This is a genomic window from Saprospira grandis str. Lewin, from assembly GCF_000250635.1.
Classification (GTDB): Bacteria; Bacteroidota; Bacteroidia; order Chitinophagales; family Saprospiraceae; genus Saprospira; species Saprospira grandis.
Genome location: NC_016940.1, coordinates 1,085,755 through 1,105,684, shown reverse-complemented (window position 1 = coordinate 1,105,684; position 19,930 = coordinate 1,085,755). Strand labels below are relative to the sequence as shown.

The 19,930-nt window shown below is 48.5% G+C and carries 18 protein-coding genes; 10 read left to right on the top strand and 8 right to left on the bottom strand.

Annotation, left to right across the window (positions count from 1 at the left end):
* Nucleotides 1-137 precede the first annotated feature (137 nt).
* The gene (locus SGRA_RS04770) at nt 138-1,574 is read left to right on the top strand and encodes a hypothetical protein (RefSeq protein WP_015691462.1); all 1,437 of its coding nucleotides are present in this window, start codon (nt 138-140) and stop codon (nt 1,572-1,574) included.
* A 58-nt stretch (nt 1,575-1,632) separates the two neighbouring features.
* Here SGRA_RS04770 and SGRA_RS04765 read toward each other — a convergent pair whose 3' ends face one another.
* Nucleotides 1,633-2,556 carry a TIGR01777 family oxidoreductase gene (locus SGRA_RS04765; RefSeq protein WP_015691461.1) on the bottom strand — a complete coding sequence of 308 codons (924 nt, stop codon included), beginning with the start codon at nt 2,554-2,556 and terminating at the stop codon, nt 1,633-1,635.
* A gap of 69 nt (nt 2,557-2,625) precedes the next feature.
* On the opposite strand from SGRA_RS04765, the gene SGRA_RS04760 reads away from it, so the two are divergent.
* Nucleotides 2,626-4,419 (top strand): ABC transporter substrate-binding protein, encoded by a 1,794-nt coding sequence (locus SGRA_RS04760; protein WP_245538636.1) that lies wholly within the window; start codon nt 2,626-2,628, stop codon nt 4,417-4,419.
* A 413-nt stretch (nt 4,420-4,832) separates the two neighbouring features.
* Here SGRA_RS04760 and SGRA_RS04755 read toward each other — a convergent pair whose 3' ends face one another.
* From SGRA_RS04755 to SGRA_RS04740, 4 genes are all read right to left on the bottom strand, one after another.
* A complete protein-coding gene (locus SGRA_RS04755) occupies nt 4,833-6,482 on the bottom strand; it encodes an McrB family protein (RefSeq protein ID WP_015691459.1) in 1,650 nt (549 codons plus the stop codon).
* A gap of 62 nt (nt 6,483-6,544) precedes the next feature.
* Nucleotides 6,545-7,801: a 3-phosphoshikimate 1-carboxyvinyltransferase gene (locus SGRA_RS04750; RefSeq protein ID WP_015691458.1), complete on the bottom strand. Its 1,257-nt coding sequence runs from the start codon at nt 7,799-7,801 to the stop codon at nt 6,545-6,547.
* Nucleotides 7,802-8,167: 366 nt separating this feature from the next.
* Nucleotides 8,168-9,169: a type IX secretion system protein PorG gene (gene porG / locus SGRA_RS04745; RefSeq protein WP_015691457.1), complete on the bottom strand. Its 1,002-nt coding sequence runs from the start codon at nt 9,167-9,169 to the stop codon at nt 8,168-8,170.
* Nucleotides 9,170-9,256: 87 nt separating this feature from the next.
* Nucleotides 9,257-10,228 (bottom strand): DUF4249 domain-containing protein, encoded by a 972-nt coding sequence (locus tag SGRA_RS04740; RefSeq protein WP_015691456.1) that lies wholly within the window; start codon nt 10,226-10,228, stop codon nt 9,257-9,259.
* Nucleotides 10,229-10,638: 410 nt separating this feature from the next.
* Here SGRA_RS04740 and SGRA_RS04730 point away from each other — a divergent pair, with 410 nt between their 5' ends.
* The 6 genes from SGRA_RS04730 (at nt 10,639) to msrB (ending at nt 15,663) form a co-directional block, all read left to right on the top strand.
* Nucleotides 10,639-11,052: a hypothetical protein gene (locus SGRA_RS04730; RefSeq protein WP_187288181.1), complete on the top strand. Its 414-nt coding sequence runs from the start codon at nt 10,639-10,641 to the stop codon at nt 11,050-11,052.
* 368 nt (nt 11,053-11,420) lie between these two features.
* Nucleotides 11,421-12,323 (top strand): histone deacetylase family protein, encoded by a 903-nt coding sequence (locus SGRA_RS04720; protein ID WP_015691452.1) that lies wholly within the window; start codon nt 11,421-11,423, stop codon nt 12,321-12,323.
* Nucleotides 12,324-13,808 (top strand): 1-hydroxycarotenoid 3,4-desaturase CrtD, encoded by a 1,485-nt coding sequence (crtD, locus tag SGRA_RS04715; protein ID WP_015691451.1) that lies wholly within the window; start codon nt 12,324-12,326, stop codon nt 13,806-13,808.
* Entirely contained in the window at nt 13,809-14,477 is a 669-nt protein-coding gene (locus tag SGRA_RS04710) for a carotenoid biosynthesis protein (protein ID WP_015691450.1), read from the top strand. It abuts the gene before it with no gap.
* 192 nt (nt 14,478-14,669) lie between these two features.
* Nucleotides 14,670-15,134: a sterol desaturase family protein gene (locus SGRA_RS04705; RefSeq protein ID WP_015691449.1), complete on the top strand. Its 465-nt coding sequence runs from the start codon at nt 14,670-14,672 to the stop codon at nt 15,132-15,134.
* A 1-nt stretch (nt 15,135) separates the two neighbouring features.
* Nucleotides 15,136-15,663 carry a peptide-methionine (R)-S-oxide reductase MsrB gene (gene msrB, locus SGRA_RS04700; protein ID WP_015691448.1) on the top strand — a complete coding sequence of 176 codons (528 nt, stop codon included), beginning with the start codon at nt 15,136-15,138 and terminating at the stop codon, nt 15,661-15,663.
* Nucleotides 15,664-15,984: 321 nt separating this feature from the next.
* Here the strand turns inward: msrB and SGRA_RS04690 are convergent, their stop codons facing one another.
* The gene (locus tag SGRA_RS04690) at nt 15,985-17,436 is read right to left on the bottom strand and encodes a pyridoxal phosphate-dependent decarboxylase family protein (RefSeq protein WP_015691446.1); all 1,452 of its coding nucleotides are present in this window, start codon (nt 17,434-17,436) and stop codon (nt 15,985-15,987) included.
* A gap of 67 nt (nt 17,437-17,503) precedes the next feature.
* On the opposite strand from SGRA_RS04690, the gene SGRA_RS04685 reads away from it, so the two are divergent.
* Together SGRA_RS04685 and SGRA_RS04680 are read left to right on the top strand one after the other, a co-directional pair.
* The gene (locus SGRA_RS04685) at nt 17,504-17,938 is read left to right on the top strand and encodes a DUF1801 domain-containing protein (protein WP_015691445.1); all 435 of its coding nucleotides are present in this window, start codon (nt 17,504-17,506) and stop codon (nt 17,936-17,938) included.
* A 5-nt stretch (nt 17,939-17,943) separates the two neighbouring features.
* On the top strand, nt 17,944-18,471 hold the full coding sequence (locus tag SGRA_RS04680) for a hypothetical protein (RefSeq protein WP_015691444.1): 528 nt from the start codon (nt 17,944-17,946) through the stop codon (nt 18,469-18,471).
* 200 nt (nt 18,472-18,671) lie between these two features.
* Here SGRA_RS04680 and SGRA_RS04675 read toward each other — a convergent pair whose 3' ends face one another.
* Together SGRA_RS04675 and SGRA_RS04670 are read right to left on the bottom strand one after the other, a co-directional pair.
* Nucleotides 18,672-19,463, bottom strand: coding sequence for a DUF481 domain-containing protein (locus SGRA_RS04675; protein WP_245538635.1), 792 nt, complete (start codon nt 19,461-19,463; stop codon nt 18,672-18,674).
* Nucleotides 19,450-19,920 (bottom strand): GNAT family N-acetyltransferase, encoded by a 471-nt coding sequence (locus SGRA_RS04670; protein WP_015691442.1) that lies wholly within the window; start codon nt 19,918-19,920, stop codon nt 19,450-19,452. The genes SGRA_RS04675 and SGRA_RS04670 overlap by 14 nt, the downstream gene beginning before the upstream one ends.
* Between the last annotated feature and the right edge of the window lie 10 nt (nt 19,921-19,930).

The following is a 19,930-nucleotide window of genomic DNA, read 5'->3' as shown; positions in this document are numbered from 1 at the left end:
AAGCCGATAAAATGCTTACAAATTAGTAATTTTGGGATTGGATAACAACCAAAAAGAAAAGCGGTGCATCCTGTTCTTATAGAAGAAGTTTAGCGCATCTTTAGTTTAGATTCACTTGGATAATAAAATGTATTGGTATGAGAAAATCACCCTTATGGATAGCCAGTTTTTTGCTGCTCTTGCTTGTTCAGACCTCTGGACTTTGGGCGCAGTCGGCAAAAAAAGCGAGCTATAGAAACAATAATGAAGTTCGGACCGTGCAAGGTTGCGAGTATGAAGTGCTAAAAGGCTTGGCCGAAATTACGGAAGTAGAAAAGACGCGGAGCAAGTCGGAAAGTGCTTTGGGCTATGATGAATACAGCGTAAAATTTAAATTTACGCCCATGGAAAAAGGGCAGCAACTAATGGCTGATTTTGGCGAGAATAGCTTTGACTTTTTCTTGCGAAGTGGCTATGACCGCCTGCCAGTAGGCCCCAAATACCTTAAGCACTATTATGTGCATAAGGGCCAAAAATTTGCCATGGAATTTTTGCAGACCGATGATAAAACCTGCCGCGAGCAATATACCTATAAGTCAATGGGGATCCCCAATGATTTGTTTGAGGCACAGGATAGCATCAAGGCCTATAAAATTCAAATTGCTGCCGAAAAACTCTATAAAAAAGAGAAGGAAGTAAATGAAGCCAAGGGCATTGCTATGGCCGAAGACGCAGCCACTCAGGCCAGCGGAAACCGTCCCCCAGAAACTGCTCCAGAAGAACAGCCCAAAGAGGAAGAAGGACCAAAAGAAGAGGAGCCCCTAGATGAAGAGGATCCCAAAGAGGAAGAGCCTGAAGTAGACCTGAATTTGCCCTCTGAAGAAGAATTGCGCAAAAAAGTAGAGGCCGAACTCCGAGAAAAAGAGGGCCTCAAGAAGAGCCCCGACGAAATGGATCTAGACGCTTTGCGGGCGCAAATTGAAAAAGAAGAGCGCGCCAAAGCCAAGGCTGAGGCCGCCAAACAAGCCGAATTGGACCAGAAAAATGCTATTAAGCGCGAAAAACAGGCCGCCAAAGAACGCAAGAAATTAGAAGAGCAACGCCGTAAGGAAATTAAGGCCAAAGAAGAAGAGCTGCGAGATGAACTAGCCGAGAAATTGGCCGCAGAAAAAGCAGCCCTAGAGGCCCGCAAGGCCGCTATTCGAGAGCAGGTAACCAACGAAATCCGTAGAGAAAGCTGTGTCTATGATGAGAAAATCTCGGGCACGATCAAGGTCATCTCTGTAGAAGAAGGTCCCACCGAAGTGGAAAGCCTATTTGGCTATAAGGAGTATGTGGTGACCCTTAAGTTTAAGCCAGATAACTATGCCGACCTCCCCAGAAAAGAGCGTAAGCTCTGGGATAAAACCTTTACCTTCAAGCTAGACCCCAAAGGGAAAAGCGCCAACCCAGGAGCAACTTATGTACGTATCCATAAGCTCTTTAAGGGCAATAAGTACAATGGTTTTGCCCAGCGTTTGTCTTCTGGAGTATGCAACGATATTATGGTCTACTCTCCAGATTTACCCATTGACGCTAGTCAGGTGCGTAAGTAAATGGGCCAAGGACCAAAAGCAAAGCGAGCTGTCGATTTATCGACAGCTCGCTTTTTGTTTACCGCTTGTTTTCTATTAGGTCTACTAAGGCCGCTTGCAAATCTCGGTACCGATGCTTAAAGCCCTCTTCTTCTAGCCGCTTAGGAAGCACCCTGGCCGAATAAAGGACCACATTGGCCATTTCCCCCATGGCCAAACGCAGCGCAAAGCGAGGGGCAGGCAGAATCAAGGATTTTTTTCCAGTTGCCTTAGCTAAAATATGCGCCATTGTCTTATTTTGTACGGGATCGGGCCCCACCCCATTATAAACGCCAGCCTTCCCCCGCTGAATGAGGAACAAGAACATCCGACAAAGATCGCTGATATGCACCCAAGGGTAGTATTGCTCGCCATCGCCAAAATAAGCGCCCAAATGAAACTGATAAGAAGGGAGCATTTTGGCCAAAGCCCCCCCCCGAGTCGAAAGCACAATGCCTATCCGAAGATGACTGATCCGAGCCGTTAATCCCTCAAATGCCTTGGCCGCATCTTCCCAAGCAATACAACTCTGTACCAAAAAGTCGTCTTTTCGCTCTTTATGAATGGCCGACTCCTCCGATAAGACCTCATTCCCCCGATCTCCATAAATCCCTACTGCCGAAGCCGAAATAAAGGCTTTGAGCTCTTGCCTCGCCTCCCTAAAGGCTTGGGCCAATATCTTCAGGCTCTGACTCCGACTGTCAATGATCAATTCCTTTCGCTGATCGCTCCATCTCGCATCAGCAATGCCCGCCCCCGCCAAATGAATGAGGTAGTCAATCGGCTGATCAAAAAGCTGAGGATCCACCCAGCCCCGATCCAAATCCCACTCAAAGGCCGTCCATTGCGTGATTTTAGCCGGGTTCCGACTGAGCAAAATTGGCTCAAAGCCCTGCTGATGTAGGAGCTTACAAAGTTCTTGACCAATGAGGCCGCTGCCTCCCGTTATTAAAATTCTACTCATTATTTTTATATCTTTAAGCGCCCCGTTAACAAACAATTTTCTTCAATTTACACAACTATAATGACCAATATGAATATCAGAAAAAAAACAATCTTAGGCCTGCTCGGACTAAGTTTATGTTTTGGCAGTTGCCAGCCTTCCTCTCCCCAAACAGACGGAGAAGCCGCTCAGGAAGTAAAGGAAAGCCAAAGTAGCAACAAAATGAAGGATCCTTCGGTAACGGTCTGGGAACTAGATGATCCCGATGGCTTAAATCCTGTAACCTCTCAAGGGGCTGCCGCTACTTATATTCAGAACAACATATTCTCTCGCTTGTTGGAGTTTCATCCAGAAGATCTCAAATTGGTGCCCCAACTCGCCCTCAAAATGCCCGATGTCAGAGAACTAGAAGAGGGCCCCTATGCCGGCGGTATGTCGCTGAAGTTCGAGATCCGACCCGAAGCCAAATGGGATAATGGCCAAGCCGTTACGGCCTATGATTATCTCTTTACCGTCAAAGCAATCAAAAATCCTCTGGTAGAATCGGGCAGCCGCCGCCCCTATTATGAGTTTATCGACTCGATCTATATTTCACCCGATAACGAAAGAGAGTTTACGATCTTCTCTAAACAACGCTATTTTATCGCCGAAGAATCTGCTGGCGATATGCACATTATGCCCGAGTATGTCTATGACCCCGAAGGCCTAATGAAAAAAGTGAGTCTGGCCGAACTCAACCAGATGGATTATGAAGCCGCCAACAAAAATGCAAACCTTGAACGATTTGCCCAAAATTTTAATAGCCCCAAGTTTAGTAAGGAAACAGTGGTCGGATCTGGCCCTTACCGCTTTGTAGAATGGAGCAATGGCCAACATATTATCCTAGAACGCAAAGAAGATTGGTGGGCCAATGAGGCCAAAAACCCTATGTTGGTGGCCTATCCCACAAAAATTATTCATAAGGTGGTCAATGACCCTAGTACCGCTATTACCGTGGCCCGAAATGAGGAAATTGATGTCCTACACAATATCAAACCCGTCAAGTTTAAGGCCCTAAAAGAAGATCAAGAGTTCCAAAATCTTTTTGAACTCTCTTCTCCCCCCGTTTTTGGCTACTATTATATCGGAATCAATCTGCGCAACCCTAAGCTAAAGGATAAAAAGCTCCGCCAAGCGCTCTCCCATATCATTAACCGCCAAGAAATTATTGATGTCCTCTTTGAAGGCCTAGCCACCGAAACGGTTGGCCCGATTAACCCCCAAAAGGAACACTATAATGACCAAATTAAACCCTTTAGCTATGACCCCGAAAGAGCTAAAGAACTCTTGACAGAAGCCGGCTGGACCGATTCCGATAATGACGGAGTTCTAGATAAACGCATCAACGGAAAACTAGAAAAGCTAAGCCTAGAGTTTAAGTATAATCAAGGCAACGATATCCGCAAAAATATTGGACTGCTCCTCCAAGGTGAAGCCCGAGCCCTCGGTATCGAAATCAAAATCAAAAGTGCCGATTTTCCCGTCTTTGTCAAGGATATCCAAAACCGAGAGTTTGAACTGATCTGCTCGGCCTGGGCCCAAGGCCCCAATCTCGACGAGCTTAAGCAGGCTTGGCACTCTTCCTCAGACCGAAATGGCGGTAGCAACCGCATCGGCTTCCGAAATGAAGAATGTGACCGCATTATCGACAGTATCCGCATTACTCTCGATCCCCAAAAACGTAAGGAGCTCTATTTCCGCGCCCAGGCTATCATCCATGAAGAACAACCCTACCTCTTCCTCTGTGTGCCCAGTAGCTGCTTCGCTATCCACAAACGTTTCGCCGATATCGAAACCTCCCCCCTCCGCCCTGGCTATCGCGTTAGCGATTTCCAACTCAAGTAAACTCTACTAAATAATATAGCCTCTACTGATGAAGTAGGGGCTTTTTTGTTTTGGGGCCTCCGCCTCGCTTCGCTCGTCGGCGCTACGTTTCGCAGCTCGCTATTCGCTCGGCCCTGCGGCCTGACGGCCTTGGTCTGCGGCTGCGCCGCACTGCTGCACATCGCTAGGCCAAAGGCCCTCCGGGCCTTTAATGAACCTTGGCCTAAGGGCATAAAAAAAGCATCAAACTCCCCCAAGCTTGATGCTTTAGCTCTTATCATAGAGCTTAAACCCTAAAAACTATCACTATGAAAACCAAATTTACTTTGGTCACAGTTCAAATTTAAGATAGCTCCTTTGGTTTTTATAGCGAATAAAACCTAATGTTTATCTATAGGTATTTTGCTTAGCATTCTTGTCCCTACAATTAAAACCTACTCATATAGTTGTTTGTAGGCGCTTGCTGCAAGCGGAAAAGACCGAATATGATAACTAAATTGCTCTTCCTGCTGCCCGACTCCATAAAAGGCCAAGGAATGCCCCAAGCGCCGCCTTTCTATAAAGGCTTGTCCCAAAATAGGCCCCAACAGACGAAGATCGCCATAGGCGTAGCTCTCCAATAAGGGAATAATCCGATGCGCAAAACAAAGGTTCAATTCCTCCAATTGCCGAATCCCTAAGAGGTAGCCATGCCCAATCTCTTGCGCTGCCGAAAAATACAAACGAATCCGCTGGTTGAGGGCCTGCAGTAGCCGAGCCAAATCAATACCCTGACAATCACCCAATAGTTGCGGCTCTGGCCGTACCGCTATGGCATGAAAACGCCTCCGCAAGGCCCAATCTAAGGATTGTAGACTGCGGTCGCCCTCATTCATAGTGGCCAGAATATAGAGGTTGTCGGGCAGGGCAAAAGTCGCTTTGGAGTAGGGGAGGACTAGCTGCATGGGGGCTTTTCCACCCAAACGGTTTTCTGCACTCAATAAAGAAAGAAGCTCCCCAAATACCGCCCCCACTTCGGCCCTGTTCAATTCGTCAATTAAGAGCACAAAACGCTTGAGGGGCTGGGCTAAGGCCGCCTTGGCAAAACGCTTAAATAAGCCTTCCTCTAATACATAATGAAGTTGCTTGCCTTGCATCTGGGGCTTTAAGCCTTCCATAAAGTCTTCATAACTCATGGCGGGATGAAAGGCAATCATGGCCAAATGCCCCGCCTGCCGCTGCTCTTCCAAACGCTGCTCTATCTCTTCTGTCGATAACTGCTCTATTTGGACCAAAGGCAGCCCCTCGCAAATGCTCAAGGCTTCCAAACGAGCGGCCCGGGTTTTTCCACAAGCAGAAGGCCCATAGTAGAGCTGGTTGAGGGGCCGCTCTTTCTCCCGATGATAAATTAATTGGCTTTCCTCCCAATCATCTATCTGCTCTTTGCCTAGGCTGTCGTATTGTTTGTCCCATAATTCCCGAAGCAGGGGCAAGAAGAGTAGTTGGCCCAATAGTAAGGGGTAGTTTTCGGCTAGCTTGGCCTTTAGCCCCAATTCACTAAATAAATCTAAGAGTAGGCTTTGCTTAGCCGCTGGTCCCAAAAAACTATCGAGGATATAGGAGAGGGCTTTTTGCCTAAAAATAGGCAGCCGCTTTAAGGGCTGCTCCAAATAGGCCAGCAAGAGTTGCCCCGAGGCCGATAAGCCTTTGGCATTGCCGTCTCTTTTGTAAATCAGGAGCTGCTCGGCCCAAAAAGAGAGCTGCATGGGCCAAAGGTTGAGCCCCGGCCCCTTGCTTTGTAGTTCTAGCTTTTGGGCAAAAGAGGGCTGTAGCTCGGCCAATAATAACCCCAGTTGCAGATGTACAGCCTGTAGAGAACTAGAGAGTTGCTCAAATTCTTCTCCCCACTGCGCGCCCTTTTTCCACTGCGCCCGCAAAAGTTGCATCTCCTCTTCTTCTAATAAGGGTAGGGCCTTAAAATTGGCCCATTGCGCAAGCAGAGCCGCCAAAATAGGCCGATCGGCCTCCGCATAGCTCGCTAGGCTGCTCTGTAGTTGGGGAATCAAGTTGCGGAGGAGCTCCGCATAAGGACTAAATATGGCCATCTCTTATAAACTGCTTGGTACAAGGCCCAAAACTAGAGGTTTAAGGCCAAAACTTACTGCTTTTAGCCAATTTTAAAGCCCAATTGGCCCAAATCTCTCCAAAAATCGGGATAGGATTTGGCCACAACTTCGGGCTGCTCCATTTTTAATGGACCAAGCAAAAGCGATAAGGGGGCCAAGGACATGAGCATCCGATGGTCTTTGTAACTACTAATTAAGGGCTTTTTTTGCGCTCTTTTTACTCCCGACTTAATGTGCATCCAGTCTTCTCCAATTTCTACCCTTGCCCCCAGCTTTTCTAGTTCGTTTTTCATGGCCGCCAAACGGTCGGTCTCTTTGATGCGCAAACTCTGTAGACCAAAAAGCTGGCAGGGAATAGCTAGTCCCGCCGATATGGCCATTAGGGTTTGGGCCAAATCGGGATAGTGCCGACAATCATAGCGCAGTTCCTTAGGCAGCGGCTGGGCTGTTTTTTTGAGTTCTAGTTCTCCCTCGGGCAAAAATGTACTGACTACCCCCAAGTTTTGCATCAGCTCGGCAATGACGGAATCTCCCTGTAAGGAATTGGCCCGCAATTGCCCTAGCTTTAGGCTAAATCCAGGCTCGGCCAAGGCCACTAAGGCATAGTAGTAGGCCGCGGCGGACCAGTCGCCTTCTACAATAAATTCTTCTTGGGGCGCTTGGTAGCTTTGGGGCTCAATTAAAAAGCTTTTTCCCGCCTGTAGATAGTCGATGCCAAACTGCTCCATTAGGCCTAAGGTCATCTGAATGTAGGGCATAGAAATGATCTCTCCCTCTAGTTGCAGTTTTAGTCCCTGCGGTAGGGCAGGGGCAATAAGCAAGAGGGCCGAAATATACTGGCTGCTGATGCCGCCATCTATACGCAAGCTAGGCATTTCTTCTGTGTCCTTCCAACTAGAGGCCCCAATCTGCAAGGGGGGATAGCCCTCTTGGCCCAAGTAGTCAATTTGGGCGCCCAAGCTACGCAGGGCTTCTACCAAGGGGCCAATGGGCCGCTCTAGCATCCGAGCCGAGCCCGTGAGCACTTGCTTTTTATTGTTGAGACAAAGGTAGGCCGTGAGAAAGCGAAAACAGGTCCCCGCATCTTCGGCATCTAGTATTTCTTCTTCTTCTTGCTGTAGTAGTCGGACCAAGCTCTGGCTGTCTTTGGCCCTAGATAAGCTTTTTGGGGGCGCCAATTGGCCCATAATCGCCTGAATAATCAATAAGCGATTGCTGATGCTTTTGGAGCTGTTGAGCTGAATGTATTGGGCGCCAGCCAAGCTTTTTGGCGCTTCTAAGAGTCGACTTTTAGGCATAATTGGTGGATTGAGCATTTTTTGGAGTGAAAAAACCCCAATAGGGGCGGGCTGGCCTAGCGATGTGCAGCAGTGGCCGTCAGGCCAGACCAAGGCGGCAAAGCCGCCGCAGGGCCGAGCAGACCTGCGAGCTGCGACAACCAGCCCCTATAGGGGCGCCAGTTCGACGACCGTAGGGAGTAAACGTAGCGCCGCAAGGCTGTAGGCCGCAGCGACAACAAAGACTTTAGTCTGCAGTTCGACGACTGAAAGGAGTAACGCCCCAAAAATAAATGATCATTAGAACAAGCTAGGCATAGAATAGTTTAGGCAAAAAAAAGCCCCCTTCTTAAGGAAGGAGGCTGATCGATTAGATTTTATTTGCGCCTAGAAACGAGCTGATTTACAGCCTTGGCGCTTGCGGCGGCGCTTTCGAGAGCCCACCAAACCGTTGTCAATAAAGTTATAAGAAATAGTGATTCCCGTAATGAGGTACCAGTCTTGGGCCTTATCGCCACGAGTGGTTTGTCCCCCTCTTTCGGCTACTGCTGCATCATAGGCATCTTGGCTAGGAAAGTCGGCCCCAAAGGTGCCTCCAGCCTGATTAACCAGGTACTCATAAGTGCGGTCAGACATCAGTTGTTGTTCCGAGAGGTTACCAAATTGGCCCCCATCATAAGGGGTTTGATCGTAGAGGGCGGTGGCGGGAGTGGTGGTCACATCATAGGGATAACTCAAAGAAACATCATCTAGGTAATCCGTAAATGTTTTGCGAAAGCCAATCTCAAAACCAATATTGAGGTGGCTATGAACGGCAAATTTTACCCCCAAACCCATGGGAATAGAGAGCTGCGTGAGCTCATAAGGATCTCTATTGGGTAGGTTGGGATTGCCCTGTCCCTCGGTAGCCAAGGGCTGTAGCGCTACCCATTCGTCGTCTCGGTTGGGGTCAAAGTGCTTGGCCTTGGGGTTGTAGTTGAAGACGCCCAAACCAATGAAGGCATAGGGAGAAAATAATTTTTTGTGGCCCATAGTATGGTAGCCCATAAAGTTGATTTCGGCCATCAAGGCCCCCTCAAAAATATGAGAGCGGAAATGTAGGTTCCGAATCTGGTCGCGTAGCTCTTTAGCATCTTGGTCGTTGCCCGAAATATTGCCGTAGCTAGCCTGTAACCTAAAATTGAGGTACTGGTTGAGGTTGTAGCGAGCAAAAATACCTCCCGCCAAATGCAAGTGTTTGGTATCGAGCATAGAGTTGACCAACTCCCCCGAATAACTAGAGGTCCCTAGCTGTGCGCCTACCTCAAAATAAGGCCGAGCCCAACTGTGCTGAGCCTGAACAAAAAAAGGAAGCGATAAGGCTAAAAAGAAGAGTGATAGTGTTTTCATATAAGCAGTTTTTGAATTGGAGGGCTAGGGGAATAGGGACAAGTCTATCTAAAAATACAATATTATAATGGCATAGCCAAATTCCAACTAACGAGGAATAATCAGCTCATAATCCTCATAATGTAGTCCTCCCCAAACGCCTAAGCCGCCCTGAATATTGGATTCAATGCGGACATAATTGCCAAAAGGCCCCTGGCTGCCCGAACTATACTCGAAGGTTTGCCAAAACCGAAAATGCGGATAATCAATGTTGCTGACCCGAACAACGGCAGTGTCGCCCCGCCAATAATAACCCGCCGTTTCTAGGTCAAATTCAGAAACAAAGGACTGTCCCCGCTGTACCGGGATTTCAAAACCGCTCCGCCCATCAAAAATCTTATCATCCGTAACCGATTGGCCCAAAAGGGGATAAAAAGGCTCCTCATTCCGCTTGGTAAATACCCGATAGTAGTTCTCTTCTCCCGCAGGATCCGTCACCGAAGCCCTCAATTCAACCAAAGAGTCGTTCTCTGGATAATCCGGATGATCGACGTAATACAGGCTGTCAAAACCCACCAAAGGCGCTAAGGTCGTTACCGCCGAAACGCTATCTTCTCCCGCCCGAACCAGCAGACTATAACTCCGCCCAGGCTCAATCTCTAAAGGCGAGAAGTTCAAAAAGCCAAAGATGTCTATATATATGCAGTATTCTAGCTCGGTGACCGAAATGCCCCCCAAGCCCAAAAATTCGGCAACGGTTTGGGCCACAGCCGTATCCAAAGCGGCCAAATCACCCAAGCAAAATTCGGTCAGTTGGACTTCGTTTTCTCCATCCGATACCCGAACGTCGGCATCATGCACAAAGAGTTCGGCTAGCCGATCGGGACTCAAATCTCCTATATAAGGCGAGCTTTGGGTCAAAATAACATAGGGTGGCAGGGCCCCCGGCCCATATTCCACATAGCCTTCTACTACTAGTTGAGGCTCATCAAAAACGTCTTCGGGGGTATACTCTTCTTCGCAGGCGCCAAGGCCCAATAATAGGAGCAGCAAGGCAAAAATGGGGAGCTGGTTTCGCATGTTTTCTCTTTTACCGCTTTAACGATCTGCAAGACCCAAAGGTTGATGCCTAAGTCGCTTTATTCTGTTTTTTTGGGGCCTCCGCCTCGCTATGCTCGTCGGCGCTACGTTTACTCCCTTTGGTCGTCGAAGACGAACTAAAGTTCTTGTTGTCGCAGCTCGCTGATTTTTTGGGGCCTCCGCCTCCCTTCGGTCGTCGGCGCTACGCTTCAGGGCTCGCAGGTCTGCTCGGCCCTGCGGCCTGACGGCCTTGGTCTGCGGCTTCGCCGCCCCCTTTCGCATCGCTAGGCCTGCTCATCTGTCTTTTTTCTTTTGGCTTTCTTCTTCGGCGGCTGGATAGTTTTGGGCCCATGGGCTGAAGCCCTGAGTTATACCCATTGACAGCGATCAAATACCTCATCAAAACCTTTATGCCCTATTCTGCAGATGCAAAACAGCATCTTACAGTTGCGGTAAGCTATTCTGAAATTGCAAAACAGCATCTTACAGTTGCGGTAAGCTATTCTGAAATTGCAAAACAGCATCTTACAGTTGCGGCAAGCTATTCTGAAATTGCAAAACAGCATCTTACAGTTGCGGCAAGCTATTCTGAAATTGCAAAACGGCATCTTACAGTTGCGGCAAGCTATTCTGAAATTGCAAAACGGCATCTTACAGTTGCGGCAAGCTATTCTGAAATTGCAAAACGGCATCTTACAGTTGCGGCAAGCTATTCTGAAATTGCAAAACGGCATCTTACAGTTGCGGCAAGCTATTCTGAAATTGCAAAACAGCATCTTACAGTTGCGGCAAGCTATTCTGAAATTGTGAAACGGCATTTGTAAAGCGGGGGAAGCTATTCGGGATTTGGCCAATAGTCGCCTAGGGGCTTGTCCCTAGGCGCAGGAAAGGGCGCACACAAAATTTTAAACCGTCTCCCAGCTAGGCGGCTACTCCCTAAATTCAGCCGCCGAAGAAGAGGGCCCAAAGAAAAAAGACCGCTGAGCGGCCCAGCGCTGCGGAGGGGTGGCCGAAGGCCAGACCAAAGCCGCCGCAGGCGGCTGCAGGGCCGAACAGCCCTGTGAGCCCCGCAGCATAGCGGCGGCCAGCTTGCTGGCCGCGGGCCCCAAAAGAAGCTCCCAAAAAAATTAAATTAGCAAGGGCTCAAAACTTTTTTCCTAAATTGCTTTTCTAAGAACAAAGAATCAATAAAATGTTAAAAGTTGCTTTTTCGCCCATCTACCGCTACGAGCTGCCCCAAGGCCACCGCTTTCCTATGATCAAGTACGATCTATTGGCCCAGCAGCTCATTTATGAAGGTTGTCTGGAAGAAGAGAATTTTTTTCACCCTCAACCCATTGCCGAAGAATGGATTTTGCGCACCCATAGCAAAGATTATTGGGACTCTTTGAAAAAGCAAACGATTTCGGCCAAAGCGGCCCGTAAAATTGGGTTTCCCATGTCCGAGAAATTGGTCCAGCGTTCTAAAGTGATTGCTCAAGGGACCATTGATTGCTGCTTGGCGGCCCAAGAATATGGGGTTTCGCTCAATATTGCGGGCGGCACGCATCATGCCTATGCCAGCCATGGAGAGGGCTTTTGTCTGCTCAACGACTTTGCGATTGCGGCCAATTATCTCCTGGACCAAGGCCTGGCCCAGCAAATTCTCATTGTCGATTTGGATGTGCATCAAGGGAATGGCAGCGCCAAAATCTTCGAAAATGAGCCCAGGGTCTTTACCTTTTCTATGCATGCCGCGGCCAATTATCCTTTCCGCAAAGAGCGGTCGGACCTTGATATTGCCCTGCCCGACCTGATGGATGACGGCCCTTATTTGCAGGTTTTAGCCGATTATTTACCCGCTTTGCTCGAAAGCCTTCGGCCAGATATAGTCCTATATCTCTCTGGCGTAGATGTCTTGGCCTCTGATAAGTTGGGCCGTTTGGGCCTAAGCTTAAACGCCTGTGCTCAGCGAGACCAATTTGTGTTTAGCTGCTGCCAAAAGGCGGGCGTTCCCGTAGCGGTCAGTATGGGCGGCGGCTATTCGCCTCAGCTGCGCTATATCATTGAGGCCCATGCAAACACTTACCGAATGGCCCAAAAAATTTACAGCTAAATGAATCAACAAAATATTGCCATCATTGGCGCCGGCATTGGCGGCATTGGGGCGGCCGTACGCCTAGCCGCCGCTGGCCATAGGGTAGCGGTCTTTGAGGCCAATAGTTACCCCGGCGGCAAACTCTCCAATTTGCAAGTAGGAGATTACCGCTTTGATGCGGGGCCCAGCCTCTTTACCATGCCCCAATATGTAGAAGAACTCTTTGCCCTAGCTGGCGAAAACCCCAAAGATTTCGGCTTTGATTACCATCGCCTAAATACGGTTTGTAAGTATTTTTGGGAGGATGGGCAGTCTATCTCCGCCTATGCCGATCTTCATAAATATGGCCAAGAGGTAGAAGAAAAACTGGGATTTCCCGCCCAAGCGCTTAAGGATTATCTGGCTTGGGCCCGCTTTAGATACGAAACTACGGCCCCTATTTTTCTCGAAAACTCACTACATCGACTCAGCACTTATTTGCGCTGGAAAACCTTTAAGAGGGTCTTGGCTATGCCTTGGCTAGGGCTGCATCGCTCTTTGGACCAAGAGAATAAAAAGCGCCTAAAGCAGCATCCCAAAATGGTCCAACTCTTTAATCGCTATGCCACTTATAATGGCTCTAGTCCTTATAAAACCCCAGGCATCATGAGTCTGATTCCGCATCTGGAACAGGGTTTTGGGGCCTTTATGCCCAAGGGCGGCATGAAGGAAATTAGCCATTCGCTGGTTCGTTTGGCCGAACATTTAGGCGTAAAATTTCATTATGGACAAAAAGTAGAGGAGATTTTGGTCCAAAACAAAGCCGTAAAAGGCATCAGAATTGGCCAAAAAGAACTCGCCTTCGATCAAGTCGTTTGCAATATGGATATCTTTTTTGCCTACGACCGCCTGCTGCCCAGACAGCCTAGGCCTAAGCGCATTTTGGAGCAACCGAAGTCTTCTTCGGCCCTTATTTTTTATTGGGGGATGGACCAAAGTTTTCCCGAGCTAGATGTGCATAATATCTTTTTCAGTGATAATTATCCAGAGGAGTTCCGCCAACTATTTGAGGAAAAAAGCCTTTATGAAGATCCTACGGTCTACATTCACATTAGCTCCAAAATTGAACAAACCGATGCCCCCTTGGGCCATGAAAATTGGTTTGTGATGATCAATGCCCCTCAACTCGATGGCCAAGATTGGGAGCAATTGATTGCCCAAAGCAAAAAGCGGATTATCCAAAAGCTAGAGCGCATTTTGGGCCGCCCTATTCAGCCGCATATTGTGCAGGAAGAGCTACTTTCTCCCGCCCTCATTCAAGCAAAAACCCAATCGCATTTGGGGTCTTTATATGGCACTTCCTCCAACAACAGCATGGCGGCTTTTTTCCGTCATCCCAACTTTTCTCGGCAGCTGTCGGGCCTTTATTTTGTGGGCGGCAGCGTGCATCCTGGGGGCGGGATTCCCCTGGCCCTTTTATCGGCCAAGCTGGCCACAGAAGACCTCATTAAAAACCTAAAATAGATGTCCTTAAGCTATTCGCAAAAGCAAAATTGGGTACTCATTCTGCTCTGCTGCCTCTATGCTGTGGGCTTGCTGGGCGTCAGTTGGCCCTTGCATCCCGAATTTATGCGGCTCACGCCCCTCAACTTATTAACAACTTTTGGCCTCTGCCTTTGGGCCGAAAAACAACAAGACAAACGATTGTATTTGGCCCTTTTGGCGGTTTATTGGGGCGGCTGGTTTTTAGAATTGGCGGGGGTGCAAACGGGCCTCATCTTCGGAGAATATAGCTATGGCGCCACTTTGGGCCCTCAGTTGGGCGGCACGCCTTTCATGATCGGCCTCAATTGGGCCATGCTGGTCTATGCTTCTAGCTCGATCATTCTGCGCTTTTTTGCCAGCCGCCAGCTTTGGCTGCGCAGCCTGCTGGGGGCCAGCCTCATGGTCAGTCTCGACCTCTTTATTGAGCCCGCTGCGGTCCGTTACGATATGTGGAGCTGGGGCAATACGCCCTACAACAGCCTATTGGTGGCTCCTTGGCAAAATTATGCGGTTTGGTGGCTGGCCGCCTTTGGTCTACAGCTCTTTTTTGGCCATTTTTTGGGGCCTAGGCGCAACCCCGCCCTCGAATTTTTGTTTCTTTGGCAGTTCGTTTTCTTTCTCTGGATCTACCTCTTTTTATTGATGTAGTTCTTTTTTTGGGGCTGCCCCTCGCCTTCGGCTCGGGTCGGGCTCTGTCGTGGCTCGCAGGTCTGCTCGGCCCTGCGCGGGCTTCGCCCGCTGGGTCTGCGGCTTCGCCGCCCCACTTTCCATCCCTCAGCCGTAGCGGGCTTCGCCCGCTTTTGGAGCAGATAATTTCCACTTTCTCATAATACCTTTAGTATGCAGATTTTATTCTATACCTTAATTACGCTGGCTAGCGTCATCGCCATGGAATTTGTGGCCTGGTTGGCCCATAAGTACCTTATGCACGGCCTTTTATGGATTTGGCATGAAGATCATCATAAGCCTCATGAGGTAGAGGGCTTTTTTGAGAAAAATGATCTCTTCTTTTTGGTCTTTGCGGTCCCTAGTGCGGCCTCTTATATTATTGGCTCGGCTGTACCGGGTTATTTTCCGCTCTTTTTTGTGGGGGTGGGCATTTCCATTTATGGGCTGATCTATTTCCTGATCCATGACGTATATATACACCAACGCTTCAAATGGTTTAAACAATTGGATGGCTGGTATTCTAGAGGGATTTTGCGTGCCCATGGCGCTCATCATGCCAAACAGGAAAAAGAGGATGGCGTTTCTTTTGGCCTCTTGCTGGTGCATCCTAAGTATTTTCGCAAAAAAAAGAAGTAATATGCCTTGGATAATCTGTTTTCTTATCGCTTTTGGCCTCAGTCTAACGAGCTGCGGCACGGCCGTCAAGGGCCAAGAAGCCAGCAAAATGGCCAATGATAGCCTGATTGACCCCCAACTCATTTTTGATGGCAAAACCATCGAAAAGTCGGAGGCGGAATGGCAAAACCAACTGACGGAGCTAGAGTATAAAATCCTTCGCCAAAAAGGGACCGAGCGGGCCTTTACGGGCGCTTTGCTGGATAATAAAAAGACGGGGACCTATTGCTGTAAAGCTTGTGCGCTTCCCCTTTTTAAATCGGCCCATAAGTTTGATTCGGGTTCGGGCTGGCCTAGCTTCTGGGATATTTTTGATCCCAAAAATATTGAGGCCCAAGAAGAGTATGGCTGGACGGGCAAGCAGATTGAAATTCATTGTCCCCGTTGTAAGAGCCATTTGGGCCATGTTTTTGACGATGGGCCCAAGCCAACGGGCTTGCGTTATTGTATTAACTCGGCCTGCCTGCAGTTTGTCGAGCAAAAGAAGTAAAGAAAAAATGCCGCTCCTAAAAAGGAGCGGCATTTTTAATATTGGCCCAAACTCCCCCAATGGATTCCTTAGGGAATCCATTGGAGGGGAGGGTGGGCGGGTTAATATTAAGGAATGAGGAGCGAAGCGACGAATACCGCTTAAAAGGGGCGGTTTTAGGGCCAAAGGCGACAGCTACAAAAAATGCTCATCGGATGAGCGGCCTAGGGATATGCAGCAGGGCGGCAAAGCCGCCGAGCCAGCGGGCAAAGCCCGCGCAGGGCCGAGCAGACTTGCGAGCTGCGCAATAGCCCGGCCGCCGAAGGCGGCAGGCCCCAAAACTTAAATCAACTCATTCATAAAGGCCAGCAAAACATCTTCTCGTTGCTTGGCCGAAAGAACATTGAGCAACTGATTGACCGCGCCCATATCGGCCGGTAGGCCGCCTTCTGCAGACTCTAGGCCCATCAATTCTTGAAATTGGCCCAACATAGCGGGATCAAAATCTTCCATCAAAAGGGCCAACATAGAATGGTCGAGGGCAGCTAATAGCTCATTTTCTTCTACTGGATTACTCATGAGCTCGGCTACAGTTTCCTGCAAATCAGCGACAAAACTTGGAATATGTGGGCAATTAAAATGACTAATGCTCAAATGAATGGCCGCAGGAGAATGCGGGCTCGCCAATTGAACTTGCACATACCAGCCCTTTTCATTGAGCTGATCGGCCAAATCAAAAATGCTGAGGTCCTCATCTTTACTCGCAAAAGCCAGCAAACTCATATCGGGCTGGCCAATCAATTGAAGGCTAGGCAACTGCTCCAAAGCTGCAATCACGGCATCTCTAGCCGCCTGGCAATCGGCCACCGCATTTTGGTAGCCTTCTAGGCCCATATATTGAAACATGGCCCAAGCGGCCGCCATAGGCGCCCCTGTTTTACTCGATAAAACCGTGGGATTGATCACCGTATAGCCTGGCCATTGCGAGCAACTAAAAATCTGGTGTTGGCGGAGCTCCTTATTGCGGTACAAAATCGTAGAGCAGCCCTTGGGCACATAGCCAAACTTATGCAAATCGCAAGAAATAGAAGTCACGCCCGGCAACTCAAAGCCAAAGGGCGGAACCTCATGACCCAACTGCCGCAAAAAGGGCAAATACATACCGCCCACGCAAGCATCTACATGCAAAAGCAAATCTTTTTCTAGGGCCAAATCAGAAAGCTCGGCAATGGGGTCCATCACGCCATGCGCATAAGAGGGCGCAGAGCCCACCAACAAAATCGTTTTTTTGCTAATAGCGGCCCGCATATCGGCCACCTTTAGGCGTTGTGTTTGCGGGTCTACATCTATAGATTGAATGCCAATATTTAGATAATGAGCCGCCTTATAAAAGCAAGGATGCGCCGTAGAAGGGACCAAAATTTCAAACTCTTTTTGATCGGGATACTTGGCTCGGGCATAATCTCGGGCCGCTTTTACTGCTAAAATCACGCTTTCGGTCCCGCCAGAGGTACAATTTCCTTTTACGTCTTCATTGCCGCCCAACAAAGGCGCTAGCTGTCCAATAATCTGCTGCTCCAAATGCAAAAGCGAGGGGAAAGCCGTGGGGTCCAAGCCATTTTCGGGCAAAAAAGAAAGGTAGGCCGCCTCGGCCACCGCCTTGGCCTCGGGGGTGGTTTGGTAAATATAGGCAAAGATTTTCCCTGCTTGCCAGGGTAAATCTTTCCCTTTAAAGGCCTTTAATTGCGCTAAAATATGCTGTTGATCTTGGCCTTTATTCGGTATCTTGTTCATAACTTATAGTATGTAGTGAAAAACTCCTTTAAAATAAACTAAATGTTTATTCAAAAAAAAGTTTTCTATGAATTTCAGCGACTATTTAGCGCAATTGCCTGAAGAAAAGGCCCAAGCGCTTGAAAAACTAGCCGAATTACTTCGGCAGCAGCTGCCTACTGGCTTTACAGAGCGTTTTGATGGGCGAATGTTGCATTTTGAGGTTCCCTTGAGCCGTTATCCGCAGGGCTATCATGCGCAGCCGGGGCAGCCCTTGCCTTTCATCAGTTTGGCGGCTCAAAAAAGTCATTTGGCCCTATATCACTTTGGGCTTTATGCCGATGAAGAGCTACTCAATTGGTGGACAGCAGCCTATGCCGCAGGCAGCAAATACAAGCTAAATATGGGGAAAAGCTGTATTCGTTGGAAAAAAGCGGGGCATATTCCTTGGCCCCTTGTTGAAGAATTGGCCCAAAAAATGACCCCTCAGGCTTGGATTTCTATTTATGAATCAAAAAACTAAGCAGCATGGCTATTTTACTCAACGAGCTCCTTTTTTTCACGGCGCTTTTGTTCCAAATGCAAAGCCCAATTTTGGCCGAAGAGGCCCTTTTGGAACTCAATTTTAAAAAGCAAAGCTTCAAAATGGAGTTTGTTCATCTTCAGTATCCCGAAAAGGCAGAGGCTCAAGCCCAGGAGTTTGTGGCTCGGTTAGAAAGCAAGGCCCCTTTTCATCATGAGGAACTGGGCCTGAAGATTGAAAAAATCAAGCTCAAGAAAATTCGGGGGCAGGCCTTGCTGCGTATTCAGGGCCATTTTGAGGATAAAGAGCGGCTGTTGCAGGCCCTCCACTTCGAAATTGATGAAAATCAACATATTTTGTACAGGGCACTATCCGAAGAGCGGGTCCTGAACAGCAACAAGGGCGCCCGCTGCGAGTGGACGCCCAAAGACCGCAAGCTCTTTTTGCATCTGGGCCGACGCTTAGAACAAAGCTGGGAAAATGAGATAGAGGAGCAAATGGGGCCTTTAAAAGGGCTAGAGCAACTCTACTAACCTTTCAGACGATCTATTTTAGATCGTCTTTTTTTGGGGCTGCCCCGCCCTTTGGGCGGGTCGGGCCATTTCGCAGCTCGCAGGTCTGCTCGGCCCTGCAGGCTTTTCGCTTCGCTTAAAAAGCCTTTGGTCTGCCGCCTTCGGCGGCCCTGCTACAGCCCCTCAGCCTTCCGCGGCTTCGCCGCCTGTAGGACCGTTAGCTACCAGCTATACTTTAGGGCCCAAGAGGTCGTATAATAAAACTTAGCAAGGGGAACAGGCGGGGCTAGCTCATAATTGAGTTGGGCTCCAAAGGCCAGCGCCCAATGTTTGGCTATTTTCCAGCTCCATTCATTAGAAACAAAAATGCGGGCCTTTTGCCATTCGCTATCGGGCCTTGTTTGTAGATAAAGGACCAATTGAGTGCGTAGTTTTGGGTTAAAATCCTCCCAGTAGCTCAAGTAAAAATTGAGCTTAGCATATTGGGTATAAAAATCACTAATATCGGCGGGGAGTAGGCTATCCTCTACAGCGGAATAGGTCCATTTTTCTGATTCATACATGCCCCCTAGGCCCAAAAAGAGGTTCGTTTTATCTTTTTGCCGGAGCTTTAAGCGCAGGTTTCCACCCAATAGGTAGCGCTCTTGCATTCCCCGAATTTGATCGCCTTGAAACTGGGCAAAAAGCTCATATTGCAGGCCTTCTTCGGGGGCTAAGCGGTAGCGAAAATGCGTATAACCGCTATTGAGGGTATTTTCTCCAGCCGATCGAAGCAGGCGGTAATAGTTGCTGTGCATCAGCTGGTGTTGGCCAGAGTGGTAGGCCCATTCGGCTTGGCCAGTAAAGCTATAGACGGGGGTATAATTTCGTTTGGTGATGCTTAGATTTCCTTGGCCAAACAAGTGAAAGGCTCGGCTAGAGTCTAGTTTTGGGGCCAGTGCATCGGCATTTAAGATTTGGGCCTTTAGTGGGAGGGCCAAAAGTAGCAATAGAAATAGCTTAATAGTTTTCAATAAATTCTTTTCTAAATTGACAGTTAATCCAGCTTTCATCAAGTTGAGCACCTAGTTTTTTATAAAAAGCAATAGCGGGCGCGTTCCAATCGAGTACCTGCCAGCTCATTCGGCCCACTTTTTTTGTTTTAGCAATTTGCAGGAGTTTATCAAAAAGAAGTTGGCCAATACCTTGGCGGCGGCAATCTTCCTTAACCACCAAATCTTCTAGATAGAGGCAGGGGCCTTTCCAGGTAGAATAACTAAAGAAATAAAGCGCCATTCCCAAAATTTGGCCCTGCTCATTTTCGGCTACTAAGAACGAGAAGTAGGCTTGGGGACCAAAGGCATGTTCTTTCATTTCTTCTATACTTACCGTATGCTCGGCTTCTGCTTGCTCATAAATAGCGAGTTCTCGGACAAGGGCATGGATGGCGGGAATATCTTGGGGGTTACCTGGGCGAATTTGAATAGACATAATTAGGTAT